The organism is Streptomyces peucetius, from assembly GCF_025854275.1.
GTDB classification, from domain to species: Bacteria; Actinomycetota; Actinomycetes; order Streptomycetales; family Streptomycetaceae; genus Streptomyces; species Streptomyces peucetius_A.
In genome coordinates, this window is the sequence record NZ_CP107567.1 from 4,997,106 (window position 1) to 5,022,956 (window position 25,851).

31 protein-coding genes and 2 pseudogenes are annotated in these 25,851 nt (G+C 70.9%); 17 read left to right on the forward strand and 16 right to left on the reverse strand.

Annotated elements, in window-relative coordinates:
- Window positions 1–35 precede the first annotated feature (35 nt).
- Together OGH68_RS23100 and hutH are read left to right on the forward strand one after the other, a co-directional pair.
- On the forward strand, window positions 36–1,202 hold the full coding sequence (locus OGH68_RS23100) for a diguanylate cyclase domain-containing protein (protein WP_264246874.1): 1,167 nt from the start codon (window positions 36–38) through the stop codon (window positions 1,200–1,202).
- A 137-nt stretch (window positions 1,203–1,339) separates the two neighbouring features.
- Window positions 1,340–2,881 carry a histidine ammonia-lyase gene (gene hutH, locus OGH68_RS23105; protein WP_264250232.1) on the forward strand — a complete coding sequence of 514 codons (1,542 nt, stop codon included), beginning with the start codon at window positions 1,340–1,342 and terminating at the stop codon, window positions 2,879–2,881.
- 97 nt (window positions 2,882–2,978) lie between these two features.
- On the opposite strand, the gene OGH68_RS23110 is transcribed toward hutH, so the two are convergent.
- Complete coding sequence (locus tag OGH68_RS23110; RefSeq protein ID WP_264246875.1) at window positions 2,979–3,269, reverse strand: LAETG motif-containing sortase-dependent surface protein; 291 nt, start codon at window positions 3,267–3,269, stop codon at window positions 2,979–2,981.
- 136 nt (window positions 3,270–3,405) lie between these two features.
- Here OGH68_RS23110 and OGH68_RS23115 point away from each other — a divergent pair, with 136 nt between their 5' ends.
- The 5 genes from OGH68_RS23115 to OGH68_RS23135 all read left to right on the forward strand — a co-directional run bounded on the left by OGH68_RS23115 (window position 3,406) and on the right by OGH68_RS23135 (window position 7,550).
- Window positions 3,406–3,798 carry a hypothetical protein gene (locus tag OGH68_RS23115; RefSeq protein ID WP_264246876.1) on the forward strand — a complete coding sequence of 131 codons (393 nt, stop codon included), beginning with the start codon at window positions 3,406–3,408 and terminating at the stop codon, window positions 3,796–3,798.
- A 323-nt stretch (window positions 3,799–4,121) separates the two neighbouring features.
- Window positions 4,122–5,390 (forward strand): L,D-transpeptidase, encoded by a 1,269-nt coding sequence (locus tag OGH68_RS23120; protein WP_264246877.1) that lies wholly within the window; start codon window positions 4,122–4,124, stop codon window positions 5,388–5,390.
- 123 nt (window positions 5,391–5,513) lie between these two features.
- Window positions 5,514–6,506 carry a GNAT family N-acetyltransferase gene (locus OGH68_RS23125; protein ID WP_264246878.1) on the forward strand — a complete coding sequence of 331 codons (993 nt, stop codon included), beginning with the start codon at window positions 5,514–5,516 and terminating at the stop codon, window positions 6,504–6,506.
- Between the two features lie 110 nt (window positions 6,507–6,616).
- A complete protein-coding gene (locus tag OGH68_RS23130) occupies window positions 6,617–7,000 on the forward strand; it encodes a DUF1330 domain-containing protein (protein ID WP_264246879.1) in 384 nt (127 codons plus the stop codon).
- A gap of 133 nt (window positions 7,001–7,133) precedes the next feature.
- The gene (locus OGH68_RS23135) at window positions 7,134–7,550 is read left to right on the forward strand and encodes a helix-turn-helix domain-containing protein (protein WP_264246880.1); all 417 of its coding nucleotides are present in this window, start codon (window positions 7,134–7,136) and stop codon (window positions 7,548–7,550) included.
- A 7-nt stretch (window positions 7,551–7,557) separates the two neighbouring features.
- On the opposite strand, the gene OGH68_RS23140 is transcribed toward OGH68_RS23135, so the two are convergent.
- The 4 genes and pseudogenes from OGH68_RS23140 to msrA (OGH68_RS23155) form a co-directional block, all read right to left on the reverse strand.
- Window positions 7,558–8,160: a ClpP family protease gene (locus OGH68_RS23140; RefSeq protein ID WP_264246881.1), complete on the reverse strand. Its 603-nt coding sequence runs from the start codon at window positions 8,158–8,160 to the stop codon at window positions 7,558–7,560.
- 1 nt (window position 8,161) lies between these two features.
- Window positions 8,162–8,821, reverse strand: coding sequence for a ClpP family protease (locus tag OGH68_RS23145; protein ID WP_264246882.1), 660 nt, complete (start codon window positions 8,819–8,821; stop codon window positions 8,162–8,164).
- Window positions 8,822–8,990: 169 nt separating this feature from the next.
- Window positions 8,991–9,227 (reverse strand): annotated as a pseudogene (locus OGH68_RS23150) (ATP-binding cassette domain-containing protein); the annotation flags it as partial.
- Between the two features lie 55 nt (window positions 9,228–9,282).
- Window positions 9,283–9,951: a peptide-methionine (S)-S-oxide reductase MsrA gene (gene msrA, locus OGH68_RS23155; RefSeq protein WP_264246883.1), complete on the reverse strand. Its 669-nt coding sequence runs from the start codon at window positions 9,949–9,951 to the stop codon at window positions 9,283–9,285.
- Window positions 9,952–10,233: 282 nt separating this feature from the next.
- Between msrA (OGH68_RS23155) and OGH68_RS23160 the strand changes: the two genes are divergently transcribed.
- Window positions 10,234–11,109 (forward strand): DUF4328 domain-containing protein, encoded by an 876-nt coding sequence (locus tag OGH68_RS23160; RefSeq protein ID WP_264246884.1) that lies wholly within the window; start codon window positions 10,234–10,236, stop codon window positions 11,107–11,109.
- On the opposite strand, the gene msrA (OGH68_RS23165) is transcribed toward OGH68_RS23160, so the two are convergent.
- Both msrA (OGH68_RS23165) and OGH68_RS23170 read right to left on the reverse strand, forming a co-directional pair.
- On the reverse strand, window positions 11,046–11,708 hold the full coding sequence (msrA, locus tag OGH68_RS23165) for a peptide-methionine (S)-S-oxide reductase MsrA (protein ID WP_264246885.1): 663 nt from the start codon (window positions 11,706–11,708) through the stop codon (window positions 11,046–11,048). The genes OGH68_RS23160 and msrA (OGH68_RS23165) overlap by 64 nt on opposite strands.
- A 105-nt stretch (window positions 11,709–11,813) precedes the next feature.
- On the reverse strand, window positions 11,814–12,917 hold the full coding sequence (locus tag OGH68_RS23170) for a hypothetical protein (protein WP_264246886.1): 1,104 nt from the start codon (window positions 12,915–12,917) through the stop codon (window positions 11,814–11,816).
- 70 nt (window positions 12,918–12,987) lie between these two features.
- Here OGH68_RS23170 and OGH68_RS23175 point away from each other — a divergent pair, with 70 nt between their 5' ends.
- Window positions 12,988–14,142 carry a cystathionine gamma-synthase gene (locus OGH68_RS23175; RefSeq protein ID WP_264246887.1) on the forward strand — a complete coding sequence of 385 codons (1,155 nt, stop codon included), beginning with the start codon at window positions 12,988–12,990 and terminating at the stop codon, window positions 14,140–14,142.
- Window positions 14,143–14,244: 102 nt separating this feature from the next.
- Here OGH68_RS23175 and OGH68_RS23180 read toward each other — a convergent pair whose 3' ends face one another.
- From OGH68_RS23180 to OGH68_RS23195, 4 genes are all read right to left on the reverse strand, one after another.
- Window positions 14,245–14,436, reverse strand: a complete 192-nt coding sequence (locus tag OGH68_RS23180; RefSeq protein WP_264246888.1) for a DUF1059 domain-containing protein — start codon at window positions 14,434–14,436, stop codon at window positions 14,245–14,247.
- A 75-nt stretch (window positions 14,437–14,511) separates the two neighbouring features.
- Window positions 14,512–14,763 (reverse strand): hypothetical protein, encoded by a 252-nt coding sequence (locus tag OGH68_RS23185; protein WP_264246889.1) that lies wholly within the window; start codon window positions 14,761–14,763, stop codon window positions 14,512–14,514.
- Window positions 14,760–15,212, reverse strand: coding sequence for a sigma factor-like helix-turn-helix DNA-binding protein (locus tag OGH68_RS23190; protein WP_413471019.1), 453 nt, complete (start codon window positions 15,210–15,212; stop codon window positions 14,760–14,762). The genes OGH68_RS23185 and OGH68_RS23190 overlap by 4 nt, the downstream gene beginning before the upstream one ends.
- A gap of 52 nt (window positions 15,213–15,264) precedes the next feature.
- Window positions 15,265–15,798, reverse strand: coding sequence for a MarR family winged helix-turn-helix transcriptional regulator (locus tag OGH68_RS23195; protein WP_264246891.1), 534 nt, complete (start codon window positions 15,796–15,798; stop codon window positions 15,265–15,267).
- Between the two features lie 213 nt (window positions 15,799–16,011).
- On the opposite strand from OGH68_RS23195, the gene ilvA reads away from it, so the two are divergent.
- The 3 genes from ilvA to OGH68_RS23210 all read left to right on the forward strand — a co-directional run bounded on the left by ilvA (window position 16,012) and on the right by OGH68_RS23210 (window position 19,357).
- Window positions 16,012–17,241, forward strand: coding sequence for a threonine ammonia-lyase (gene ilvA / locus OGH68_RS23200; protein ID WP_264246892.1), 1,230 nt, complete (start codon window positions 16,012–16,014; stop codon window positions 17,239–17,241).
- A 254-nt stretch (window positions 17,242–17,495) separates the two neighbouring features.
- Window positions 17,496–18,509, forward strand: a complete 1,014-nt coding sequence (locus OGH68_RS23205; RefSeq protein WP_264246893.1) for an ATP-binding cassette domain-containing protein — start codon at window positions 17,496–17,498, stop codon at window positions 18,507–18,509.
- Window positions 18,506–19,357, forward strand: a complete 852-nt coding sequence (locus OGH68_RS23210) for an ABC transporter permease (protein WP_264246894.1) — start codon at window positions 18,506–18,508, stop codon at window positions 19,355–19,357. Before OGH68_RS23205 ends, OGH68_RS23210 begins: the two co-directional genes overlap by 4 nt.
- Window positions 19,358–19,467: 110 nt before the next feature.
- Here the strand turns inward: OGH68_RS23210 and OGH68_RS23215 are convergent, their stop codons facing one another.
- Window positions 19,468–19,839 (reverse strand): hypothetical protein, encoded by a 372-nt coding sequence (locus OGH68_RS23215; protein ID WP_264246895.1) that lies wholly within the window; start codon window positions 19,837–19,839, stop codon window positions 19,468–19,470.
- 157 nt (window positions 19,840–19,996) lie between these two features.
- A complete protein-coding gene (locus OGH68_RS23220) occupies window positions 19,997–20,740 on the reverse strand; it encodes a transposase family protein (RefSeq protein WP_413471087.1) in 744 nt (247 codons plus the stop codon).
- A gap of 171 nt (window positions 20,741–20,911) precedes the next feature.
- On the opposite strand from OGH68_RS23220, the pseudogene OGH68_RS23225 reads away from it, so the two are divergent.
- The 3 genes and pseudogenes from OGH68_RS23225 to OGH68_RS23235 all read left to right on the forward strand — a co-directional run.
- Window positions 20,912–21,034, forward strand: a pseudogene (locus tag OGH68_RS23225) (ABC transporter permease); the annotation flags it as partial.
- Between the two features lie 196 nt (window positions 21,035–21,230).
- Window positions 21,231–22,211, forward strand: a complete 981-nt coding sequence (locus OGH68_RS23230) for a trypsin-like serine peptidase (protein ID WP_264246896.1) — start codon at window positions 21,231–21,233, stop codon at window positions 22,209–22,211.
- A gap of 81 nt (window positions 22,212–22,292) precedes the next feature.
- Window positions 22,293–22,988, forward strand: a complete 696-nt coding sequence (locus OGH68_RS23235) for a hypothetical protein (protein WP_264246897.1) — start codon at window positions 22,293–22,295, stop codon at window positions 22,986–22,988.
- 89 nt (window positions 22,989–23,077) lie between these two features.
- Here the strand turns inward: OGH68_RS23235 and greA are convergent, their stop codons facing one another.
- Window positions 23,078–23,575, reverse strand: coding sequence for a transcription elongation factor GreA (gene greA / locus OGH68_RS23240; RefSeq protein WP_264246898.1), 498 nt, complete (start codon window positions 23,573–23,575; stop codon window positions 23,078–23,080).
- Between the two features lie 162 nt (window positions 23,576–23,737).
- Entirely contained in the window at window positions 23,738–24,145 is a 408-nt protein-coding gene (locus OGH68_RS23245; protein WP_264246899.1) for a DUF4307 domain-containing protein, read from the reverse strand.
- Window positions 24,146–24,242: 97 nt separating this feature from the next.
- Here OGH68_RS23245 and mca point away from each other — a divergent pair, with 97 nt between their 5' ends.
- Together mca and OGH68_RS23255 are read left to right on the forward strand one after the other, a co-directional pair.
- Window positions 24,243–25,124, forward strand: a complete 882-nt coding sequence (mca, locus tag OGH68_RS23250) for a mycothiol conjugate amidase Mca (RefSeq protein WP_264246900.1) — start codon at window positions 24,243–24,245, stop codon at window positions 25,122–25,124.
- Window positions 25,117–25,362: a hypothetical protein gene (locus OGH68_RS23255; RefSeq protein WP_264246901.1), complete on the forward strand. Its 246-nt coding sequence runs from the start codon at window positions 25,117–25,119 to the stop codon at window positions 25,360–25,362. The genes mca and OGH68_RS23255 overlap by 8 nt, the downstream gene beginning before the upstream one ends.
- Window positions 25,363–25,419: 57 nt before the next feature.
- Here OGH68_RS23255 and OGH68_RS23260 read toward each other — a convergent pair whose 3' ends face one another.
- Window positions 25,420–25,833 (reverse strand): signal peptidase I, encoded by a 414-nt coding sequence (locus tag OGH68_RS23260; protein ID WP_264246902.1) that lies wholly within the window; start codon window positions 25,831–25,833, stop codon window positions 25,420–25,422.
- Between the last annotated feature and the right edge of the window lie 18 nt (window positions 25,834–25,851).

Genomic DNA, 25,851 nt, shown 5'->3' on the forward strand with positions numbered 1-25,851 from the left:
GATCAAATCGGTCGAAACCTCCCTAAGCTGGGTGGATGGCTGTGGATGGGCGGTTGCGAGCCGTGGTGGCGCTGGCGCAGGCGATGGCCGCGGCCCAGACGCCGCGTGAGTCCTGGCGGGCGGCGGCGCTCGGTGCCTGCGGCGCGCTCGCCGGGTCGTTCGCGGCGCTGTCCGTGTGGGAACGGGAGCGCGGGCGGCTGCGGGTGCTGGTGAACGCGGGTGAACGCGCGTCGGACGAAGAGGAGTTCCCCGACTCCGAGGCGTACCCGGTGAACCGTTTTCCCGAGATCACCGAGTTCCTTCACGAGCGCTGGGCCGGTGGCGGTGAACCGGAGGCGTGGGTGGAGACGGCGGCGGGGCCGGCGACCTCCGGGCACGGCTACTGCCACCAGAGGGTCGCCGCGCTGCGCCGACGTGGCCGGGGCTGCTGTGTCGTCGCGCCGATCGTGCTGCATGGCAGGGCGTGGGGAGAGCTGTACGTGGCCCGGCCGGAGTCGGCCGCGGTGTTCGACCGGGACGACGCCGACTTCGCGACCGTCCTGGCGTCCGTCGTGGCGGCCGGTATCGCCCAGACCGAGCGGCTCGAGGAGGTCCGTAAGCTCGCGTTCACCGACCCCCTCACCGGCCTCGCCAACCGCCGTGCGGTGGACACGCGGCTCGACGAGGCACTGGAGCGGCACCGGTCGGACGGCGCGGTCGTCAGCCTGGTGGTGTGCGACGTCAACGGGCTCAAGCGGGTGAACGACACCCAGGGCCACGCCGTCGGCGACCGGCTGCTGGAACGGTTCGGCTCGGTCCTGTCGCTCTGTGGGGCGATGCTGCCGGGTGCGCTGGCGGCCCGGCTCGGCGGTGACGAGTTCTGCCTGGTCACGGTGGGGCCGTCGGCCGACGAGGTGGTCGAGGTCGCAGGCCAACTGTGCATCCGGGCGAAGGACTTGGAGCTGGGCGAGGGCGTCGCCTGCGGGGTCGCGTCGACGGGCGACCCGATCGGCGAGGTGCGCTCGGCCCGGCGGCTCTTCCGGCTGGCGGACGCGGCCCAGTACCGGGCCAAGGCGGCGCGCTCCCCGATGCCGGTGGTGGCCGGCCGGGACGGCACGGTGATGCGGCTCGCGGACTCGCCGCCGCGTTCCGCGCAGGACCGACGCCGCTTCCGGGACGCCCGCCCGGAGGAGTCGGAGGAGGAGCCCTGGAGCGAGCCGTGAGCTCCGGCGATGAAGCGCCGCAGGGCCGTCGGCGGGGACGGTGACGGGTGGCAACACGAGTACCGGCCGGTAAGGGGTCAACATGTCCGCCGGTGGTGACAGGTTTGGATTCAGTCCGTACGCTGCTGAATATGGATATGCAAACAGTCGTGGTGGGGACGTCCGGTACCACCGCCGATGACGTCATCGCCGTGGCCCGTCACGGCGCCCGTGTCGAGCTCTCCGGCGAGGCCCTCGCCGCCCTTGCCGAGGCCCGTTCGATCGTGGACGCGCTGGCCGCCAAGCCCGAGCCCGTCTACGGCGTCTCCACCGGATTCGGCGCCCTCGCCACCCGCCACATCAGCCCCGAGCTCCGTGCCCAGCTGCAGCGCAACATCGTGCGCTCGCACGCCGCCGGCATGGGGCCGCGCGTCGAGCGCGAGGTGGTCCGCGCACTGATGTTCCTCCGTCTGAAGACCGTCTGCTCCGGCCGTACCGGCGTACGCCCCGAGGTCGCGCAGACCATGGCCGACGTGCTGAACGCGGGCATCACGCCCGTCGTCCACGAGTACGGCTCCCTCGGCTGCTCGGGCGACCTCGCCCCGCTCTCCCACTGCGCACTCGCGCTCATGGGCGAGGGCGACGCCGAGGGCCCCGACGGCACGGTCCGGCCCGCGGACGAGCTGCTCGCGGAGCACGGCATCGCTCCCGTCGAACTGCGCGAGAAGGAGGGCCTTGCCCTCCTCAACGGCACCGACGGCATGCTCGGCATGCTCGTCATGGCGCTCGCCGACCTCGACCGCCTCTACAAGTCGGCCGACATCACCGCCGCCCTGACGCTGGAGGCCCTGCTCGGCACCGAGAAGGTCCTCGCGCCGGAACTGCACGCCATTCGCCCCCACCCCGGCCAGGGGGCCTCCGCGGCGAACATGCTCGCCGTCCTGAAGGGCTCCGGCCTCACCGGTCACTTCCAGGAGGAAGAGGCACCTCGCGTCCAGGACGCCTACTCGGTGCGCTGCGCCCCGCAGGTCGCGGGCGCCGGCCGCGACACCATGGCCCATGCCCGCCTCGTCGCGGACCGCGAACTCGCCTCCGCCGTCGACAACCCGGTCGTTCTGCCCGACGGCCGCGTGGAGTCCAACGGCAACTTCCACGGCGCGCCCGTCGCGTACGTACTGGACTTCCTCGCCATCGCCGCCGCCGACCTCGGCTCCATCGCCGAGCGCCGCACCGACCGGCTCCTCGACAAGAACCGCAGCCACGGCCTGCCGCCGTTCCTCGCCGACGACGCGGGCGTCGACTCCGGCCTGATGATCGCCCAGTACACGCAGGCCGCCCTGGTCAGCGAGCTGAAGCGGCTGGCCGTCCCGGCGTCCGCCGACTCCATCCCTTCCTCCGCCATGCAGGAGGACCATGTCTCCATGGGCTGGTCGGCCGCCCGGAAGCTGCGCACCGCCGTCGGCAACCTGGGAAGGATCATCGCCGTCGAGCTGTACGCGGCGACCCGCGCCATCGAGCTGCGCCGCCATCTCACGCCGGCCCCGGCCTCGCAGGCCGCCATCGAGGCGCTGCGCGCGGCAGGCGTCCAGGGCCCCGGCCCGGACCGCTTCCTCGCGCCCGACCTGGAGGCGGCGGACGCGTTCGTACGGGAGGGACGGCTCGTCGCGGCCGTCGAGCCGGTGACCGGCCCGCTGGCCTGACACCCTTCCCGCAGCCGCAGCCGCAGCCGCAGCCGCAGCACGCAGGCCGCCCCCGCCGTCACGGCGGGGCGGCCTGCGTGCGTGGTGCCGGGAACCGTCAGACGGCGCCGGGTGCCTCCCTGCGCGTCGAAAGGGCGACGAAGCCCGCCCCGACGGCGAGGCACACCGAGCCGCCGATCACATACGGGGTGGTGTCCACGGTGCCCGTCTCCGCCAGCAGCAGTCGCTCCTGGCCGGCCTGCTGCGTCACCGAACCGGAGGACGCGGCTGCCGGCCGCTCCCCGGCAGGTCTCTCGGCAGTGGCGTTCGCCGAGGGAACGAACCACAGCCCGCACAGCAGCGTTCCTGCGGCAGTGGCGGTGATCAGCGGTCGACGTGCGACGGACACGGAATTCGGTCCCCCTTGAGGCATCTTGAGCCATCTCGGATCGGCCGGTGGGCGGATGCCTCGGCCGGTGGGCAGATGGTAGTGAACGCAGCGGGTCGTGGGAAAGCCGCGGGCCTCGAGTCATACCCTCCGTCGTATGACCAGCTCTGAGACATCACGTTATGTGCGGCTACGAGTGGAATTGGTGATCGAGGTCGACGACTCCGAGGCGCTGACCGGTGCGGCGCTCGAGCGGATCGCCGACGACGAATTCATGCCCGACGCAGAGCGGACCCATGCGCAGTCCGCGGTGAGCGAGGACGACGCGGAGGCCCTGGCCTACCTCGTGGACCCGTTCGACCTGGTCGGCGAGGTCCCCGGGATCGAGCTGGCCCAGGCGTCGTGGAGCAGCGAGGAGATCGAGTACGACCCGGACTCCGACGACTGGCAGCTGGACGCCGACGATGACGACGACATGGTCGCGGGTTACGAAAGCGGTCCCGACGGTTACCCGCTGCTGGACACCGACGGAAACGACGGGCAGCCGTAGCATGCGGATGTGCCGCAGATCGCACATATGGGGACGTGTGGCAGGCTTCGGGCCTCAGGTCGCCGGGCAGGCGAACCGAGGCCCGGTCCTTCCCGTGCCGTATTGCGGGGGCGACAATCGAAGGGCTGAAGCCGAACCGTGACCGTGAGCGGTGCAACCGGAGAGGCGGAAGCAGCGTCGATCAGTTCGGTGAGGAGCATCGGGCGGGCGTGGGGCCCGCGGGTGTGCTCGACGAGTGTTGTTGCCCACATCTTTTACCGATGTGGAACCGGATGACCTGAAGTGGGGTTGTCCGTAGTGGTTGAACAGGGGACTCGGCAGCGATGGAGAAGCGTGTGATGACGGACAGCAAGCGGCGCAGCGGCCTCAAGGTCGCATCTGCGGTGCTCGGGGGTGTGCTGGTCCTGTCGGCCTGCAACGGCGGGGAAGATGACAAGGACGCGGCCGCCGAGAACACCAGGACGTCACAGGCGCAGATCGACGAGGCGGCCGCCAAGGAAGTCTCCAAGGCCCGAATAGCGATCCTGCCGGAGAACGGCGCGACGAACGCGAGCATCAACAACGCTGCCAAGGTCACCGTGACGGACGGCACCCTGACCGAGGTCACCATGACGACCAAGGAGGGCACCCCGGTCGAGGGCACCCTCGCGGCCGACGGCAAGAGCTGGAAGCCCGACGGCCAGCTCGAGCGCTCCACCACGTACAAGATCTCCGCCACGGCGAAGGACTCCGCCGGCCTGGAGGCGCACGAGAACGCGTCGTTCACCACCGTCTCGCCCGCCAACAGCTTCATCGGCTACTTCACGCCGGAGGACGGTTCCACCGTCGGCGTCGGCATGCCCGTGTCGATCAAGTTCAACAAGGCGATCATGGACCGCAAGGCCGTCCAGTCCGCCATCACCGTCAGCTCCAGCAGCGGCCAGGAGGTCGTCGGCCACTGGTTCAACAGCCAGCGCCTGGACTTCCGCCCCGACCAGTACTGGGCCGAGGGCTCCACGGTCACGCTGAAGCTCGCCCTGGACGGCGTCGAGGGCGCCGAGGGCGTCTACGGCGTCCAGGAGAAGACCGTCACCTTCAAGGTCGGCCGCAACCAGGTCTCCACTGTCGACGCCGCCACCAAGACCATGACGGTCACCCAGGACGGCAAGACGATCAAGACCATCCCGATCTCCGCCGGCTCCCCGGAGAACCCGACCTACAACGGTCAGATGGTGATCTCCGAGAAGTTCAAGGAGACCCGGATGAACGGCGCGACGGTCGGCTTCACCGACGACGACGGCAAGGGCGAGTACGACATCAAGGACGTGCCGCACGCCATGCGGCTGTCCACGTCGGGCACGTTCATCCACGGCAACTACTGGGGCCCCGACTCCGTCTTCGGCAGCGCCAACACCAGCCACGGCTGTGTCGGCCTGAACGACGTCAAGGGCGCCGGCGACGCGAAGCAGCCCGCCGCCTGGTTCTACAACAACTCGCTCATCGGCGACGTCGTCATCGTCAAGAACTCCCAGGACACCACCATCAAGCCGGACAACGGCCTGAACGGCTGGAACATGGACTGGGCGCAGTGGAAGGCCGGCTCCGCCGTCTGACCCGCCCCCTGAGCACGTACGGTGGCGGCACCCGCGAAGGGTGCCGCCACCGCCCTTTCCCCGCCCGGTGCCACGGCGCAAATTCACGGCGGCCGTGCCCACCCGGGACGTAGCGTCCCCCGCATGACGATCACCAGCCTCCCCACGCCGCTCCCGGCGTCCGCCGTCGACGCCTGGCACACCGTGATCCACGCCGCGCACACCCACGACCTGCCCGCCCACGTGCCCCCGCCCGGCCGCGTGGAGACGGAGGGGAAGCTGCGGACCCCCTCGGTGAACTCCCGGGCGCTCCACCGTGTGGCAGTGGCGGCCGACGGTTCGTACGACGGTGTGGGCTCGCTCGTGCTGTTCACCGACGAGAACAACCGGCACACGGCCTTCCTCGACCAGCTGGCCGTGCACCCCCGGGCCAGACGGCGCGGCGTCGGCAGCCGACTCTGGGACGCCCTGCGCGGCGAAATCGCCGCCGACGGCCGCACATCGCTCTCCACCCTCCTCGAACTCGGCGGCCCGGGCGAGGCGTTCGCCGCCCGCCATGGCTTCACGAGCGCCCTGCCGCTGTCCTGGTACGTGCAGGACGTCCGCGGCGCGCTCGCCGACCACCCGGTGCCACCGGTGCTTCCCGACGGGTACGCCTACGCCCACTGGACCGGGGTCGTGCCGGACGCGCTCGCCGACGCCTTCGCCGAGGTCCACAACGCCATGGACGACGCGCCGATGGGGGACCTCGACCTGAGCGGACCCCGGTGGAACGCGGCCCGGGTACGGGCGGCGGCACAGGTGATCGAGGACCGCGGCGGCGTCCTCCTCTCCTCGGCCGTCGTGCACACCGCCGACGGCGCCGACACCGTCGCCGCCTACACGGAACTGGTGCTGCGCGACCCCTCGGACGTCCGCGCCCTCCAGTACGACACGGCCGTGGTGCCCGCCCATCGCGGCCGTGGCCTCGGCCTGGCCGTCAAGCGGCACATGATGGGCGTCGTGACCGACCGGTGCCCCAGGGTGCGGGAGACCGCCACGACCGTCGCCGACGAGAACGGCCCCATGCTCGCTGTCAACGACCGGCTGGGGTACGCGCGCGAGCGGGACATCGGCTACTTCCAGCTCCGGCTGTGAGCGCCGGGGCCCGGCGCCCGCGCCGGGCCTACCCCGGAGGTGCTCGACGGGTGCCGGGCCGTTCGGCAGCATCGGGGACACAGCGCCACCCCTGACATCGGGAGGACCCCATGACCGCGTACGCCGTCGCCCACCTGAGGCCCGCCGCGCACCTTCACGACGAGGTCTTCACCTACATAGAGTGCATCCAGTCGACCTTCGCCCCCTACGGAGGCGCCTTCCTGGTCCACGGAGTGACCCCTGAGGTTCTCGAGGGCGAGTGGCCGGGCGCGCTCGTCGTCGTCGGCTTCCCGACCCTGCGCGACGCGCGCGCCTGGTACGACTCCGAGGCGTACCAGGAGATCGCCCCGCTGCGGACCCGTCACATCCCCGGAGACGTGATCCTCGTCGACGGTGTCGCCCCCGGCTACGACGCCTCCCGCACCGTCGCCGAACTGCGCACGGCGCAGGCGGGCGCCGGCGCCGTGCCCGACAGGGGCACGGCGGCATCCTGACGGCAACGGAGCAACGCCGGTAGGAGAACGAGCAGTTGCGGCAAGCTGCCCCGTGCGTCCCCGACCGTACCGTTCGCCCCGGGCGCAACCGCGGATGCTCCACGGGAGGCCGCGGCGCTTCTACTCTGAACAAGTGAGCAGCGACGAGACGAACCGAGCCCGTGTCGTTCCCCTGCGCCCGGCCGCGGCGCCCGCGCCGGACCCCGCCGCCAGGGAGCCGCTGTGGCGGCATGTCGTCGGCGGCGTCCTGCGCCGCGAACGGCTGGCGCAGGAGCGCACCCTCAAGGACGTGGCCGACGCCGCCCGGATCTCCGTCCCGTACCTCTCCGAGCTCGAACGCGGCCGCAAGGAGGCCTCGTCCGAGGTCCTCGCGGCGGCCGCGCACGCCCTCGGCTACGGGCTCGCCGACCTGCTCGCCCTGACCCACCGCGAGCTCGTCCGCCCGGTCCGCCCGGTCCGCACGGTGAGCTCGGTGCGTTCCACGACGGCCCGGCCGGTTCCCCCCGTGTCGCGGGCCGCACTCCCGGGCGACGTGCGCCTCGCCGCGTGACGGCGGGTCAGACACCCACCGCCCGCCGGCTCAGCACCTCGTCCGCGAGGCCGTACGCCACAGCCTCGTGCGCCGTGAACACCTTGTCCCGGTCCATGTCCGCGCGGAGGACCGCCACGTCGTGACGCGTGTGCCGGGACAGCACCTCCTCCACCTGGGAGCGGATCCGCAGCATCTCCTTGGCCTGCAGACTGAGATCGGAGACGGTGCCCTGCCGGCCTGCGCTCGCCGGCTGGCCCAGCAGTACCCGCGCGTGCTCCAGGACGAACCGCCGCCCCGGGTCCCCGCCTGCCAGCAGCACCGCCGCCGTCGAGGCCGCCTGGCCGACGCAGAACGTGGAGATCGGCGCGCGCACGAACGTCATCGTGTCGTAGATCGCCATCAGCGAAGTGAACGAGCCGCCCGGTGAGTTGATGTAGACCGCGATCTCCATGTCCGGACTGGACGACTCCAGGTGGAGCAGCTGGGCGATGACGACGTTCGCCACGCCGTCGTCGATCTCCGTGCCCAGGAAGATGATCCGCTCGGACAGCAGCCGGCTGAAGACGTCGTACGACCGCTCGCCCTGCGGAGTGCGCTCGACGACGTTCGGAATCGTGTACTGGCCCATGTCAGCTCCCCAGCCCGATGCGCCGCGCCGGCCCGGCCGGCCGGACGTCCGCCAGCGACTCGACCACGTGGTCGACCATGCCGTACTCCTTGGCCTGCGCGGCCGTGAACCACCGGTCGCGGTCGCCGTCGCGCGAGACCGTCTCCTCGCTCTGCCCGGTGTGCTCCGCGGTGATCCGTTCGACGGCCCGCTTCGTGAACTCCAGGTTCTCGGCCTGGATCGCGATGTCGGCGGCCGTCCCGCCGATACCGGCCGACGGCTGGTGCATCATGATCCGCGCGTTCGGCAGCGCGAAGCGCTTGCCCGCCGTCCCCACGGTGACCAGGAACTGTCCCATGCTCGCGGCGAAGCCCATCGCGAGCGTCGACACGTCGTTGGGGATCAGCCGCATCGTGTCGTAGATCGCCAGCCCGGCCGTCACCGAGCCGCCGGGGCTGTTGATGTAGAGGCTGATGTCGCTGCGCGGGTCCTCGGCCGACAGCAGCAGCATCTGCGCACAGACCCGGTTCGCGGACACCTCGTCGACCTGCGTCCCCAGGAACACGATCCGCTGCGCCAGCAACTGCGCGGCGAGATGGTCGTCGAACCGCGACGGGGGCGTGTCCCCGTCGGCGGCTGCTCGCGGGAACGGCTCGTACGGATACGGGGCAAGCGGTGGCATCGGGGCCTCCTCGTGGTGGTCCCGCGACGGCGGCCCGCCGCGGTCCTCCCACTGTCGGCGCAAGGATGCCGCCGCTTCAGAAACCTCTGCCCGCAGCAGATTCGCCACGGGCAGAGGGCTCTCACAGGGGCTCTCGCCGGGACTGTCACCAGAGCTCTCGCCCACGGCCTCACCCGACCACCCGGCCCCCGGACAGCGCCAGCCGGTCGCCCGTGAAAGCGCCGCACAGCCGCCGGTCGTGCGAGACGACGACCACCGCTCCCTCGTACGCCTCCAGCGCCCGCTCCACCTCCTCCATCAGGCCCGGCGCCATGTGGTTGGTGGGCTCGTCGAGTACGAGCAGGTCCGCCGGCGAGGACACCGGACGCGCCAGCTCCAGCCGCCGCTGCCGCCCGACGGACAGGTCGGCCAGGTACGGGCCGTCGTCCACCGCCACCGGCCGTCCCGGCGTGCCGCCGGCCTCAGCCCTCGGCCTGCGCGAACCCGGTCGGGCAGGAGACGCCCGTGCCGCCGAGGCCGCAGTAGCCCGCCGGGTTCCGGTCCAGATACTGCTGGTGGTACGCCCGAGCCGGGTAGAACGGGTGCGCTTCGGCCGGGAGGATCTCCGTGGTGATCCGGCCGTACCCCGCGGCGGACAGGGCCTCCTGGTAGGCGTCGCGGGACGCCTCCGCAGCCGCGGCCTGGGAGGTGGAGTGGGTGAAGAGGAGGGACCTGACGTAGGTGCCGACGTCGTTGCCCTGGCGGAAGCCCTGGGTGGGGTCGTGCGACTCCCAGAAGAGCCTCAGCAGGTCGGGATAGGACACCTTCGCCGGGTCGAACACGACCCGCACGGTCTCCGCGTGCCCCGTCAGCCCGGTGCGGATCTCGTCGTCGACGGGGTGCGGCGTGAACCCGCCCTGGAAGCCGGTCACGGTGGTCCAGACGCCGGGCGTCTGCCAGAACCTGCGCTCGGCGCCCCAGAAGCAGCCGAGGGCGAACTCGGCGACCTCGAGGCCGGTGGGCCAGGGTCCCCGCAGCGGGGTCCCGAGCACGGCATGGCGCTCGGGCACCTCGTACGCGGGCGCGGAGCGGCCCGGCGGGGCCTCCTCGGGGGTGGGCAGGCGCAGATCCCGGCCTCTGGCGAACAGCATGGGCCCCTCGTTCCCTGTGACGGTGTGGTTCCCGGCCCCGCCATTGTCCCGGCACCGTACGCCGGGCGACACCCACGGACCGGCCGTCCTCGGCGGGGCGGAGGGGCGGCGCGACCGCGCGTCGTCCGGTACCGGCGGGACGGGCCTGAACTGGGCGAACGCGGTGGACGGGCGCTGCCGCACGGGCTATCTTCCGCAGGCGGCCGAGGTGTTCCCGGCCGCGTTCACCCGCGGCGTCCCTGGGGAGGAGCGCCGCTTCACTTCTGGGGGGTCTGCTTCACCATGCTCTGCACCAACTGCCGTAGACAGACGGCGACGGACGGCGACGGACGCTGCGTCGCGTGCCTGTCCACCAAGTCGCAGCCGTATGCAGCTCCGTCGCACGGGCAGGAGCCGGGTCTGACGCCGGTCGTACGGGCGCCCGCACCCCTCGTGCTGCTTTCGCCGGTCGGGCTTGGGAGGGCCGTCATGGTGCTGCTCGGCGTGGTGGCCCTCGCCGACGTCGCCGTGATCGCCGCCGTCCTCGACGTGCGTGCCCTGTTCGAGCCGCTGGCCGACGGGGACTTCCCGGCCATCACCCAGGCCGAGGCCGAACGGGCCGACTCGTTCATGCTCTTGACGAGCACCCTCCAGTTGACGGCCTACGTCGCCACGGCGGTCGTCTTCGTCATCTGGTTCCACCGCGTGCGCACGATCGCCGGTGTCCTCGCGCCCGATCTGCTCACCCGCGGCCCCGGCTGGACGATCGGCGCCTGGTTCATCCCCGTCGCCAACCTGTGGATTCCCCGTGGCATCGCCGCCGAGGTGTGGACGGCGAGCCGCTCCTCTCCCTACGCGAGCGCCACCAGCGAGCCCCGCACACCCGTGAACCTGTGGTGGGCGGGCTTCCTCGTCACCTGGTTCGCGACGCGGTTCGCCGACCGCCGGTACAGCGACGCCCAGGAGCCGGACGAGATCGTCTCCGCGACCGGCCTGCTCGTGGGCGCCGCGGCCGTCGACATCGCCGCCGCCGCGTTCGCGATCCACTTCGTGCACCGGCTCACCGCCATGCAGCGGGCCAGGGCCGAGGAGCGGGCGGCGGCGTGGCGGACCGGTCAGCCCCCGGCGGGGGCGACGCCGACCGGGCAGGAGACGCCCGTGCCGCCGATGCCGCAGTAGCCCGCCGGGTTCTTGTCGAGGTACTGCTGGTGGTACGCCTCCGCCGGGTAGAACGGGCGGTCGTCCGCCGGCAGGATCTCCGTGGTGATCGTGCCGTAGCCCGAGCCGGTCAGGACCTTCTGGTAGGCGTCGCGGGACACCTTCGCCGCCGCGGCCTGGGCGGGGGAGTGGGTGTAGACCGCCGAGCGGTACTGCGTGCCCACGTCGTTGCCCTGGCGGAAGCCCTGCGTCGGGTTGTGCGACTCCCAGAACAGCTTCAGCAGCGACTCGTACGAAACGACCGACGGGTCGAAGACGACGCGGACGGCCTCCGCGTGGCCGGTCAGGCCCGAGCAGGCCTCCTCGTACGTCGGGTTCTCGGTGTACCCGCCCTGGTAGCCGACGAGGGTCGTCCACACGCCCTCGGTCTGCCAGAACTTGCGCTCGGCACCCCAGAAGCAGCCCAGCGCGAAGTCCGCGGTCTCCAGGTGGCCGGGGTAGGGGCCGAGCAGCGGGTTGCCGAGGACCGTGTGGCGGTCGGGGACGGTGAAGGACGGGTCGGGGCGGCCCTTGAGGGCCTGCTCCGGGGTGGGCAGCACGGGCGTACGGCCGAAGAGCATGGCTGGTTCTCCTTCACGGTGTCGGCACCGGGAAGAACGTCCCGGTGCCGTCCGGAATTCCGGATGACGGGGCTCGGTGCGGACGCGGTTCGGTGAGGGCGCGGCTCAGTGCAGCAGTGTCGCCGGGCTGCCGCCGTTCGCCTCGTAGCCGGCGACCGCCAGGGCGCGGTAGACCGCGTAGGCCGCCGCCGGGTCGGGCTCGGTCGTCCAGGGCACCGCGCCCACGTGTCCGTCGACCCGTACGAGCTGGTGCATCGCCTCGGCCCACCGCTCGGAATTCACCAGGAAGACGATCAGCAGGTGGCGTACGTGCGGGAGCATCGGGTCGTCGGGGCGGGCCGAGTGCACCGCGTACAGCGCGCCTTCCATGGCCCTGGTGACGACCGCGCTCTGGTAGAAGGAGCTGACGAGGTTCACCTCGGGCAGGTGCTCGTACACCGCGAAGAGCGGCAGGGCGGCCAGCAGCGACCCGTGCGGGGCGCGGGCCGCGGCGGTGGTGGCGAAGTGGTCCGCCTCCTCGCGGGAGCCGTGCCACTTCTCGCACAGGTGGTGCAGGGCGGCGAGGTGGGCGCCCATGTGGTCGGGCGCGCGGTCGATGACCTTGGCCCACAGTTCGTCGAACTGCTCGGGGCTGTAGCCCAGCCCGCGGGCGACGGCCAGCTCGGTGATGTACGGGACGGGGTCGCCGGGTGCGAGGAGCGCGGCGTCGCCGCAGACCTTCCTCGCCTCTTCGAGGATGATCCGGAACTCGTCCGAGCCCACCGTGGCGGTGCGCCACGCCTGCTGGACGAGGAACTCGGCGTGCACCTGCGCCGCGCCCGCGTCCTTCGGGGCCTCGGAGCGCCACTTGCGCAGCCACGCGCCGCCGACGCCGGGCTGCTGCGCGAGTTCGAGGGAGGCGGCGCCGGCGAACGCCTGGACGCGCTGCCAGCGCAGCTCGCCGTCCTTCGGCGTGCCGGCGAGCAGCTGCGCGGCGGCCTTCCACTCCTGGGTGCGCTGGACGACGTCCAGTACGTCGACGAGGTCCTGGTCCGGTCCGGGGGTCCGGACGTCCAGCAGCTCCTGGCGCACGAAGCCGTACGTCTCCGGGTCGGCGGCGTCCGGCGAACCGGGCCGCACGAGCTGGACGCGGTTGCGGCGGCTCCGGATGAACGGGCCGAGGACCACGACCAGCATGCACAGCGCGATCAGGAACCAGAGAATCTCCATGGGCCCATTGTCCAGGACGCATACGGGGAGCGGCCACGGCCTGCCCCGTACGGGACTACGCTCGGGCCTCATGAGCGACCAGCACAGCTTGCACAGCTTCGAGACCCGCGCCATCCATGCGGGCAACACGGCGGATCCGCAGACCGGCGCGGTCGTCCCGCCGATCTACCAGGTGTCCACCTACAAGCAGGACGGCGTGGGCGGCCTGCGCGGTGGATACGAGTACAGCCGCAGCGCCAACCCCACGCGCACCGCCCTGGAGGAGAACCTCGCCGCGATCGAGGGCGGCCGGCGCGGCCTCGCCTTCGCGTCCGGGCTCGCGGCGGAGGACTGCCTGCTGCGGACGCTGCTGCGGCCCGGGGACCACGTGGTGATCCCGAACGACGCGTACGGCGGCACCTTCCGGCTCTTCGCCAAGGTCGTCGAGCGGTGGGGCGTGGACTTCTCGGTGGCGAACACCTCCGACCCGGCGGCGGTGCGGGCGTCGGTCACCGACCGCACGAAGGTGATCTGGGTCGAGACGCCGTCGAACCCGCTGCTCGGCATCACCGACATCGCGGCCGTCGCGGACATCGCGCGCACGGCGGGCGCGAAGCTCGTCGTCGACAACACCTTCGCCAGCCCGTATCTGCAGCAGCCGATCGCGCTCGGCGCGGACGTCGTCGTGCACTCGCTGACCAAGTACATGGGCGGTCACTCGGACGTCGTCGGCGGCGGGCTGATCGCCGCCGACGCCGAGCTGGGCGAGGAGCTGGCGTACCACCAGAACGCGATGGGTGCGGTCGCCGGGCCGTTCGACGCGTGGCTGGTGCTGCGCGGCATCAAGACCCTGCCGGTCCGGATGGACCGGCACAGCGAGAACGCGACACGGGTCGCGGAGATGCTGACCCAGCACGCGAAGGTCACCGAGGTTCTCTACCCGGGCCTGCCCGAGCACCCGGGGCACGAGATCGCGGCGAAGCAGATGCGGGCGTTCGGCGGCATGGTGTCGTTCCGTGTGCAGGGCGGCGAGCAGGCGGCGGTGGAGGTCTGCAACCGGGCGAAGCTCTTCACGCTGGGTGAGTCGCTGGGCGGTGTGGAGTCGCTGATCGAGCACCCGGGCCGGATGACGCACGCGTCGGTCGTGGGCTCCGCGCTGGAGGTGCCGGCGGACCTGGTCCGGCTGTCCGTGGGCATCGAGGCGGTCGACGACCTGCTGGCGGATCTGCAGCAGGCCCTGGGCTGACCGTCGGCCCGACGGCCCCACGTCCCGTCAGGTCCCCGGTGCGCGTGCGTGCACCGGGGACCTGCCGCGTCGGGGAACTGATGCGCTCCGCGCAGGGACGGGTCAGACGGCGGCCTTCTCGTCCTGGAGGGATTCGCGGATCATCTGCCGAAGCTCGGGGCTGTCGGCGTGCTCGTGGACGGATACGGCGTGCTCCGCGGCCGCCCGTACGACTTCCTCCTCCTCACCGCTGATGGTGAGGGTGCATCCGGAGACGCTCGGGGTGTTACGGCAGTCGGCGACTTTCCTGGTCATGACGGCCTCCTGGGCTCTCGCATGTGCCGCTCGTACCAGGATAGATCCGCACGAGTCCGTCGCTACCGGCCTCTGTCACCAGCCTTCGAGGGGCGGCGTCGTCTCCGACGGGGGCACCGCCCACGGCTCCGTCGCCGCCGCCCACACCGTGCACGCGATCATCGCCGCGATCAGCAGCAGGAGCCACGCCCTGCGTGTGATCCGCGAGCGGCGCAGCATCCGCGCGCCGAGGGCGGCCGCGCGGGGGCCGAGGTCCGCGGGCACCACCGGGTGGGGGGTGTCCATCATCCGCCGGACCTCGTCCTCCTTGCGCCGGGGGCCGTTCACGACGCCGCCCGCAGTACGGCCCGGCGCGGAGGGCGCGGGGCGCTGCGCATGGTGGAGACGGCCCGGTTGCAGATGGCCCGCACCCGGTCCGCCGGTAGTCCGATGATCGCTGCCGTCTGCTCCTCCGCGACGCCCTCGTACAGGCGCAGTACGAGGATGAGACGTTCCTGCGGGGAGAGGCGGTCCAGCACTCCGCCGCGCACCCGGTGGTAGCGCCAGGCGCTGCGGGCGAAGCGGACGGCCAGCTCCTGGCGGGTCCGGTTGTACGGGTCCTCGCCCCGCAGCCGGTCCCACTCCGCGTACGTACGGGCCAGGGCGCCGGTCAGCAGCCGTTGGGCCTGCGGGTTGGCGGTGGCGGGCTCGGCGGTGAGGAGCGTCGCCGCGTGCAGCAGCCGGCCGGCCGCGCCCGCCACGAAGGCCTGGAACTCCTGGGCACGGCAGCGGTCCATGGCTGAATTCCGCTCGCTCACGTCCTCATTAGGGCCAGACGACGGCCCGGGGTCAAGAGGTCGGAGGCGTATCCGTCTCACCGGCGCCGAGGCCGGCCGCCCGGGCGGAGAGCGAGTCGTTGAAACGGGTGAGCAGGCTGCAGAACGATTCCCGTTCGCTCTCCGTCCAGCCGTCCGTGACCTGGGCCATCAGCTCGCGGCGCGAGTCGCGGACCTCCTGGAGCCGGGCGAGGCCGCGCGGGGACAGCTGGAGCACGACGGCGCGGCCGTCCTCCGGGTGCGAGGTGCGTTTGACCAGGCCGCTGTCGACCAGCGGCGCCACCTGCCGGGTCACGGTCGAGGAGTCGATACCCATCCCGGCGGCCAGTGCCTTGACGCCCATGGGGCCTTCGAGGTCGAGGCGGTTGAGGAGCAGGTACGCGGCACGGTCCATGGAGTTGCGGACCTGGCCGACTCCGCCGAGCCGTGTCTGTTCCGCGCGGCGGGCGAACAGGGCCACCTGGTGCTGAAGGGCATCGAGGAGACCGGGGCCGCCGGGCGGTTCGGAGGAGGGGGTCCCCCGAGAGGCAGACGCAGTGGTCGTCATGTCCTGAGAAGTGGGCATGGCTGCGGGGGCTCTCTTGTGCGGTGGTCGGTTGGTGGGGGACAGAGTACGCGGCCCCGGGGCCATGCGTACCTGCGCTGCACAATCCCGTGCGGGCCCTCGTTCCGGCGGCGGCGCGGGGCATCGTCACAGGGGGCGTGGCCCGCGATGCGGACGCCACGGCTCCAGGGCGCCCGGACTGTCAGACTTGGCAGCATGAGCTTCCGTACGCCCGAGATTCTTCCTTCCGTGATCCTCGACGACGTCCGGGGGGCGCAGAAGATGCTGTCCGGCGTCGCCAGAGTCACGCCGATGGAGGGCAGCAGGCATCTGTCGCAGCTGGTGGGGGCGCCGGTCCACCTCAAGTGCGAGAACCTGCAGCGCACCGGGTCGTTCAAGCTGCGCGGCGCGTACGTGCGGATCGCCGGCCTGCGGCCCGAGGAGCGGGCGGCGGGGGTCGTCGCCGCGTCCGCCGGCAACCACGCGCAGGGGGTGGCGCTGGCGTCGTCGCTGCTGGGCGTGCACTCCACGGTCTTCATGCCCGTCGGCGCCCCGCTGCCGAAGGTCGCCGCGACCAGGGAGTACGGGGCCGACGTCCGGCTGCACGGGCAGGTGGTGGACGAGACGCTGGCCGCCGCGGAGGACTACGCGCGCGAGACGGGCGCCGTGCTCATCCACCCCTTCGACCATCCGGACATCATCGCCGGGCAGGGCACGGTGGGCCTGGAGATCCTCGAGCAGTGCCCCGAGGTGCGGACGATCGTGGTCGGGATCGGCGGTGGCGGGCTGGCGGCCGGCATCGCGGTCGCGGTGAAGGCGCTGCGCCCCGATGTGAAGGTGATCGGTGTGCAGGCGGAGGGTGCTGCCGCGTATCCGCCGTCGCTGGCGGCGGGGCGTCCGGTGTCGATCCGGCAGCCGTCGACGATGGCGGACGGCATCAAGGTGGGTCGCCCCGGTGATGTGCCCTTCAAAATCATTGGCGATCTTGTGGACGAGGTCCGTACGGTCTCGGAGGACGCGCTCTCGAGCGCGCTGCTGCTCTGCCTCGAGCGGGCGAAGATGGTGGTCGAGCCGGCGGGGGCGAGCACGGTGGCGGCGCTGCTGAGCGATCCGAGGTCCTTCGAGGGCCCGGTCGTCGCGCTGCTCTCGGGCGGCAACGTGGACCCACTGCTGATGCAGCGCATCCTGCGGCACGGCATGGCCGCGGCGGGCCGGTACCTGTCGCTCCGGCTGCGCCTGACGGACCGGCCGGGGGCGCTGGCCGGTCTTCTCGGGCTGTTGTCAGTGGCGGATGCCAATGTTCTCGATGTGAGTCATGTACGGACGGACCCCCGGCTCGGGCTCACGGAGGTGGAGGTGGAGCTGCACCTGGAGACCAAGGGGCCCGAGCACTGCGAAGCGGTCGCGGCGACGCTTCGCGCCGAGGGTTACACGGTCATGGGCTGAGCACTTCCGCGGTCCCGTCGGGGAAGAAGCGGAAGGCCGAAATCCATATCGCGATACCCATCGCGGACCCGTCGCGGAGCCGACGCGACACATCTTGAGAAACCGCTTGAGCAACGCGATGTATCGCGTTACGGTGAGCGTCCTGTCATGCTCCGCCGGGCGCGGGCCGCGCATCAAGTCTTTCGCTGCCTTTCGTCGCTTGCGTCATCTTTCGTACGGAACCATCTGTTCACCTGTCACCTTGGGAGAGCCCTATGCCAGGCGCCATCTACGCCGAGGGTCTTGTGAAGACCTTCGGCGATGTACGGGCACTGGACGGCGTCGATCTCGACGTCCCCGAAGGCACGGTCCTGGGACTTCTCGGCCCCAACGGCGCCGGCAAGACCACGACCGTGCGTGTACTGACCACGCTGCTCCAGCCCGACAGCGGCTCCGCCGTCGTCGCCGGCATCGATGTGCTCAAGCACCCCAACGAGGTGCGCAGGTCCATCGGCCTCTCCGGACAGTTCGCCGCCGTCGACGAGTACCTGACGGGCCGTGAGAACCTCCAGATGGTCGGGCAGCTCTACCAGTTGAGCGCCCGCGACGCGAAGGCGCGAGCACTCCAGCTCCTCGAGCGCTTCAACCTGGCCGACGCCGCCGACCGTCCCGCCAAGACGTACTCCGGCGGTATGCGCCGCAGGCTCGACCTGGCCGCGGCCCTGGTCGTCTCGCCGCCCGTGATGTTCATGGACGAGCCGACGACCGGTCTCGACCCGCGCAACCGGCAGCAGTTGTGGGAGGTCATCCAGGAACTCGTCGGCGGCGGTACGACCCTGCTGCTGACCACGCAGTACCTGGAGGAGGCCGACCACCTCGCCGACGACATCTGCGTCGTCGACCACGGCAAGGTCATCGCCCGCGGCACCTCCGACCAGCTCAAGGCCCGCACCGGCGGCGAGCGCGTCGAGGTCGTCGTGCACGAGCGCGAGCAGATCGACCCCGCCCGGGAGGTCCTCGCCTCCTACGGCAAGGGCGACGTCGCGATCGCCGAGCACACCCGCAAGCTCACCGTCCCGGTCACCGGCGGCGCCAAGCTGCTCGCCGAGGTCATCCGCGACCTCGACGCCCGTGGCGTGGAGATCGACGACATCGGTCTGCGCCGCCCCACCCTCGACGACGTCTTCATCTCGCTGACCGGTCACGCGGCGGAGGTCGTCGGCGAGGGGGAGGGCGTCATCGCCAAGCCCGTCCATGGCAGGAAGTCCAGGAAGGAGACCGCGGAGTGAGTCTCAAGGTCGAAGCCGCCGCGATCACGGCCCCTAAGCCCCGCGGGGGCGTAGGGCAGTCGCTGAACGACTCGCTCGTGGTCGCCAAGCGCAACCTGATCCGGATGACCCGGATCCCAGAAATGATCATCTTCGGGATGATTCAGCCGGTCATGTTCGTGGTGCTGTTCAGCTACATCTTCGGCGGCTCCATGCAGATCGGGAGTTCCACCTCGCCGGAGGTCTACCGCGAGTTCCTGATGGCCGGCATCTTCGCCCAGACCGTCACCTTCGCCACGGCGGGCGCGGGCGCGGGCATCGCCGACGACATGCACAAGGGCCTCATCGACCGCTTCAGGTCGCTGCCCATGGCGCGCGGTGCAGTGCTCACCGGCCGGACGCTTGCCGACCTCGTACAGACGGCGCTCACCATCGTCGTACTCGTCATTGTCGCCCTGCTGGTGGGCTGGCGGGTCCATGAGGGCGTCCCTAAGGCACTGGGCGCGTTCGCCCTGCTGCTTCTGCTCGGGTACGCCTTCTCCTGGATCGGCGCGCTGATCGGTTTGACGGTGCGAACGCCGGAGGCAGCCACGTCCGGTGGACTGATCTGGCTCTTCCCGGTCACGTTCATCTCGAACGCGTTCGTAGACTCCAGCAAGCTCACGCCATGGCTGCAGCACATCGCCGAGTGGAACCCATTCAGTGCCACCGTCCAGGCCTGCCGCGAGCTGTTTGGGAACCCGGGCGTCTCGCCGTCGGATGCCTGGCCGATGCAGCACCCAGTGCTGGCGTCGGTCATTTGGTCCGTACTGATCACCGTGGTCTTCCGTACGCTCGCGGTCCGCAAGTACCGCTCGGCGACAGTCTGATCCTTCGGACAGAGGCTGGACCGCGTCATCATGGGTTCCAATTAGCCAGCGCCCAGCTAGCCGAAGAGGGTCTCCAGACGATTACGGAGACCCTCTTCAGGATAAGGGGATTAGCAGAAGGTAATGTATGGAGATGAAGCCTGCCACGTCATGCGTCCATTGACCGTGGCGGCGGTCCATGTCTGAACCGTCGCGCAGTTCGGCCTAGTGGTGGATACCCTTACAGTGCCGGCGTAGGTGTTTATGCACTTCGATGCGAGCGTCACATCGGGCCCCATCGGGTGAACCTGATTGATGTACACGCAGAGTTTGCTCAGCGCGTTAGGGCCATACAGCGTGGCTTCGCCGTAGATGTTGCTGCCGGACTGCCACGGCGTCTTGACCGAACCCGACGCCTGTGCCGCCGCTTCAGCGGTGAACGCGCTACCCAGAACCAGAGTTGCTGCCGCAACTCCCATTCCGAGAACTTTACTTGCCTTCATCGACAATCGACTCCATAACCAGCCGCCATGATTCGGCTTCTAGTGGCCACCTGAGACTTCAGTCAGGCGTCATGCTAGCCGCTTGCGCTCAAGCGGACGCGGGGGTTTCCGGCCCATGCCATGGCGCATTTTTGCAGCTTGCCTCAGTGAACGCTTCTCATCCTGAGCTCCAGGCGATCTCGATGGCGTGAACGGCGGCGACCGTGCGGCCGATGCGGTTGGTGCTGCAGCGGGCTTTGCGGAGGATCCGCCATTGCTTGAGGCGCGCAAAGGCACGTTCGCCCGGCGCCCGCAGCCGGGCGTGGTCCCGGTTGAACTGGGCGTACTTCTCGGGAAGGTCTCGGCCGTAGTAGGGGGTGCGGACGGTGGCTCCGGCTCCGCGGTAGGCCCGGTCGGCAAGGACGAGGAGCTGACGGGACAGACAGGCTTGGATCACACCGTGTGCGCGGGCTGCGGTCAGGTCGTGCGTGCGGCCGGGCAACGCTCGCGAGAACCACAGCGGTGTCCCGTCCGGCGCGGCCACGACCTGCACGTTCATCCCGTGACGGCGGTGCTTCATCGAGTAGTACGGCTCGTCCGCCGCGATGCGGTCGGTGGCGATCAGGGTGCCGTCGAGGATGACGAACCCCTCCGGCGGCAACTCGCGCAGGGCCTCGTGCAGGCTCGGGGCGCGCTCGGCGAGGATGTCGACCGTTTCGCTCACGTAGCGGCCGGCGGTCGCGGTGGAGACGCCGAACCCCGCTGCGACCTGGGCCAGAGTCTCGTTCTTGCGCAGGTGCACCAGGACAAGCAGGGCCTGCCGGAAGCAGCCCAGCCTGCGCCAGCGGGAGTTCAGCTCACACCTTCGGGCGTAGATGAGCCAGGAAACGTGCTCCACGACCTCGTGCGGGACGTCGAGCATGGCACGATGCGGGACCAACAGGGCTCCTGTGTCGAGACGTTGGCGAGTGAGATCACCAGCCGAAACGACCAGGAGCCCTGCCGCGTTACGGCCCCCGACCGCCAGCCGTCATCACCCGCGAACCACAGGATGAGAAGCGTTCAGTGAGGCCTTCTGGTTGTCGCTTGTCGCTTCAAGGCGTCGGAGGCATGGCCCATGCAGCACCCGATCCTGGCCTCGGTGCTGTGGTCGGTGCTGATCCTGCTGGTCTTCCGGACCCTGGCGGTCCGCAAGTACCGTTCGGCCATTGCCTGATCCGCGCGCGGAAGAGGTCGGACCGTCAAGCGGTCCGGCCCCTTTTTCGGCCGTGAGGTCGGTTCTTCGTCATTTCTCGGCAAGATCGGGTCGCGCAGACGTTCGTACGAGAGCCTGCTTCAGGCGCCGGACCGCGTCGGGCCACCGCCGCGGAGCCACCGGCGACGGCATCCTCGCGATCGATCGGAGCGAAGCATTGGCCGCAGGTCTCGCCCACAGACGAACCGTCCGAGCACGCGTCACCGCGCTGTTCGCCGTCCTCACCGCTGCGGGAGCGCTGGTGACGGCCGCCCCCGACCGGGCGGCGGCCGCCGACGCGGTCGCCTCCGCCCGGGTCCCCGCGATCGACCTTCCGGGAGCGGCCGGCACGTCCCGTGCGGAGGCCGAGAAGAACCTGCTCCGGTACTGGACGCCGGAGCGGATCGCGGAGGCGGTGGCGAACGGCGACCGCCGCGCCGCCCCCGTGAAGAGCGGCGGTCCCACGGCCGCGCAGGCCCTCGCACCGGTCGAGGGGCCCGTCCTGGAGCCGGTCGGCAAGGTCCTGTTCACCTACGAGAGCGGGTCACCGGGGTCGTGCACGGGCACGCTGGTCAACACCCCTTCCGGCCGTCTGGTGGTCACGGCGGGCCACTGCATCGAGGAAGGCGGGCCCGAGGGCGAGTGGCACCGGAACATCGCCTTCGTCCCGGGCCACGGCGGGCCCGAGGAACTCGGCGTGTTCACCGCCGCCAACGTCGCGGCCGACGGTCTGTGGGCCAGTGACGCGGACGAGCGGTACGACGTCGGCCTCATACAGCTGAACGACAACGCCGCCGGGGAGTCGGCCGCCGACGTGGCCGGTGCCTTCGACATCCGCACCACCCCCAGCACCACGGCGGACGTGCACATCGTCGGCTACCCCGCCGCCGGCGGCCACGACGGGAACCACCAGGAGCACTGCGAGGACATCACCGAGCCGACTCCGCCTCCCCGTGAGCTGATCATGGCCGAATGCCCGAACATGTACGAGGGGTCCAGTGGTGGACCCTGGCTGTACGAGTTCGACCCGGTCGAGGAGGTGGGTGACATCTACGGAGTGAACGGGATCTTCGACGGACGGTTCGTCGCCACGCCGAAGTTCACCAGCCGGACCCTCCAGCACGTCGCCTGGATGGAGATGGCCGCCTCCCAGGCATGAATGGCGCTGCGCCGGGGACCGGGCGCGAGCGGTCGGTGGAGGGGAAGCCGGGGGACCGGGCCGGGGAGAGGAGTGACGGCCATGCAGGAGGAGCCGCCCCCGAGGGGCCGCAGGCCCCGCCGGAAACGGACGACGGCCGCAGCGGCGTCCGATCCCACCGGCCACTGGACGCCCGAACGGATCGCGGCCGCTCCCGGCGCCGCCTACCCCGGGACCGCTCCCCTCCGGCAGGCCGCTCCGGAGCAGCCGCGCCTGCTCGACACGGCTGCCGGTGTGCCGCCCGGGCCGCCCCCGGGGGACCGGCCCGCGTTCTGGCTGGCGCACGTCGCAGAGCAGGACCACGCGGCGGTCCGCCGGGGGCTGCTGCTGCTCCTGGCGGCGGCACTGGGTCCGGACGCCGGCGACCCGGTCGTCGACGCCGGACGCTGCGAGGAGTGCGGCGTTCCGCACGGCTGCAGCGCCGTCGGCTCGCGCAGCGGCGACCGCCGGGTGTACTTCGGCAGCGCGGCAATGGGCGGGGCGGTGGTCCACGCCCTGGGCCGCACACCCGTCGGCGTCGGCCTGGCGCGCTGTGACGGGTCCGAAGAGGAGGCCGCCCATCGGGCCCGGGCCGCTGCCAGGCGTGCCGCCTGGCAGCAGGCGGCACCCCGTGGAAGGTGCGGACCGCGCGGGCGGACCGGGGAGGACGTCACCCACGATCTGGCGTACATCGCCGTACCGGATCATCTCCGGGCCGCCGCCGTCTGGCAGCGGCCCGGGGACACGGCGCCGGAGTGACGCATGCGGCCCCACGCGGAAGGGGCCGGACCGCGTGACGCGGTCCGGCCCCCTTCCGCCGGTTCTGTCTGCTGCGGCTCTGCTGCGGCTCAGCCGGAGTAGGGCTTGGCCGCGAGGATCTTCACCGAGGCCGTCTTGCCGTTCGGCAGCTCGTACTCCGCGTCCTCACCGACCTTCTTGCCGTTCACGCCGACGCCCAGCGGCGACTGCGGCGAGTACGTCTCGATGTCCGTGCTCGCGTACTCGCGGGACGCCATCAGGAACGTCAGGGTGTCGTCCTCGTCGCCGTCGAACGCGATGGTGACGACCATGCCGGGCTCGACGACGCCGTCGTCCGCCGGGGCCTCGCCGACCTTCGCGTTGTCCAGGAGCTGGGTCAGCTGGCGCACACGGAGCTCCTGCTTGCCCTGCTCCTCCTTGGCCGCGTGGTACCCGCCGTTCTCCCGCAGGTCGCCCTCCTCACGCGCAGCCTCGATCTTCTTGGCGATCTCGGTGCGCGCGGGACCAGACAGATACTCCAGCTCGGCCTTGAGCTGGTTGTACGCCTCCTGGGTCAGCCAGGTGACGTTGTCGCTGGTCTGGGTCACAGGTGCTCCTCGTAGGTACTGGGAATACAAAGCATCGCCCTACCAAGAAGGATGTTCCTCCCTGGGCGGGCGAAACCACGAGCCTAACAATTCCGGCGCGAAAGGGGGAGGACGAAACCCGGCGGGGACGGAGAATCCCGGTTCAGCGCGGCGTGCCCGGTGTCACGCGGCGCCGCAGCCCATCAGTTCTGCCGCCGTGGCCTGCCGGGTCGTACGGATCGTCACGACCTCGTCGAGGCGGCTCTCGCCCGCGTGGCCGATCCGCACGTCCAGCCGGCCCACCTCGCCGCCGTCCTCCGCGAGGGCCCGCAGCGTGCAGCTGCCGGTGGCCTGTTCGTCCTTGCGCACCTCGAGATGCACCTGGACCTCGTCGGCGCCCTCCGTCACATCGAACTTGATCACTTCGGCGCTGATCTCGGTTCCCGCGACGTAGTCGTAGCCGAACCAGCCGACGACGGCGAGCATGCCGGCACCGAGCACGGCGCCCACGGACCGCAGCGTGCGGTCCGCGCGTTCGTCCGCGGACCGCCCGTAGCGCCCCTGGGGGAGCTTGTCGCCGGCAACCGCCATGATCGTTCCTTTCGAGCGCCGGAGGCAGGAATTTTCCCCCCACCGATTCCGTCACTATAGAAGTTGCACGACGCGACTATTCATTGAGGATCGAGTCTTGACTGAGCAGCTGCGACTGATGGCCGTGCACGCCCACCCCGACGACGAGTCGAGCAAGGGCGCGGCGACGATGGCCAAGTATGTGTCCGAGGGGGTGGACGTGCTGGTCGTGACCTGCACCGGGGGCGAGCGCGGCTCCATTCTCAATCCCAAGCTCCAGGGTGACGCGTACATCGAGGAGAACATCCACGAGGTCCGCAGGAAGGAGATGGACGAAGCCCGCGAGATCCTGGGCGTCAAGCAGGAGTGGCTCGGCTTCGTCGACTCCGGCCTGCCCGAGGGCGACCCGCTGCCGCCGCTCCCGCAGGGCTGCTTCGCCCTCGAGGACATCGACAAGGCGGCCGGCGAGCTGGTGCGCAAGATCCGTGCCTTCCGTCCGCAGGTGATCACGACCTACGACGAGAACGGCGGCTACCCGCACCCCGACCACATCATGACCCACAAGATCACGATGGTGGCGTTCGACGGAGCGGGCGACGCGGAGAAGTTCCCCGAGTCCGAGTACGGGCAGGTCTTCCGGCCCCAGAAGCTCTACTACAACCAGGGATTCAACCGGCCCCGCACCGTCGCCCTCCACGAGGCACTGCTGGAGCGCGGCCTGGAGTCCCCCTACGGCGAGTGGCTGGAGCGCTGGAAGGAGTTCCAGCGCGAGGAGCGAACGCTGACCACGCACGTGCCCTGCGCCGACTTCTTCGAGACCCGCGACCGTGCGCTGATCGCGCATGCCACGCAGATCGACCCCGAGGGCGGCTGGTTCCGCGTCCCGATGGAGATCCAGAAGGAGGTCTGGCCGACCGAGGAGTACGAGCTGGCCAGGTCACTCGTGGACACCTCCCTCCCCGAGGACGACCTCTTCGCGGGCATCCGGGACAATGCCTGACATGAGCGCAAGCGCACACCTCGCAATGACTCACATGGCCACCCTCGCCAAGGAGCTCGACGAGAACAAGGTCACCCCGGGTGTCCTGGGGTTCCTCGTCTTCGCGGCGCTGGCGGTGGGTGTGTGGGCCCTGATGAAGTCCATGAACCGCCACATGGGCCGCGTGAACTTCGAGGAGGAGCCGGAGCCGGACACCGCCGGTGCCTCGAGGAAGCAGACCGGGGGTTCGGCGGCCTGACGGGCCCGACGGACTTCGCACCAGCGTGACTCCACGGCACCGCCCGGTGCCGTGGAGTCACGCCGTGTGCCGTTCGGACCGCGGATCCTCGCCGGGCACGACGGCGTAGCCGGGCACGGACGGCCAGCGCACCGTGAGGACCACCGACTCCTCCTCCGCGGCCCATGAGTGGTCGGTCCCGCGGCCCCACACCACGTAGTCCCCCTGCTCCGTCAGCAGGACGTCCCGGCCGGGGAGCCGGACCCGGAAGCGGCCGCTGATCAGGACGAGCAGCGCCGTCCGCAGCTCGCCCGTCACCCACCGCGCACGTTCCTCACCCGCCGGGTGGACGCCCCACTTGATCTCCACGGCTTCGCTGTGCCGCGGATCGCCGGCGTCCTTGAAGTGCCCCAGCAGCCAACCCCGGTCCAGCGCGGCGTCCTTGCCCGCGTTGCCCGTGTACACGCCGTCGTCCGCGTCGCCGTCCTCCATGCGCGGGACGCCACCGCC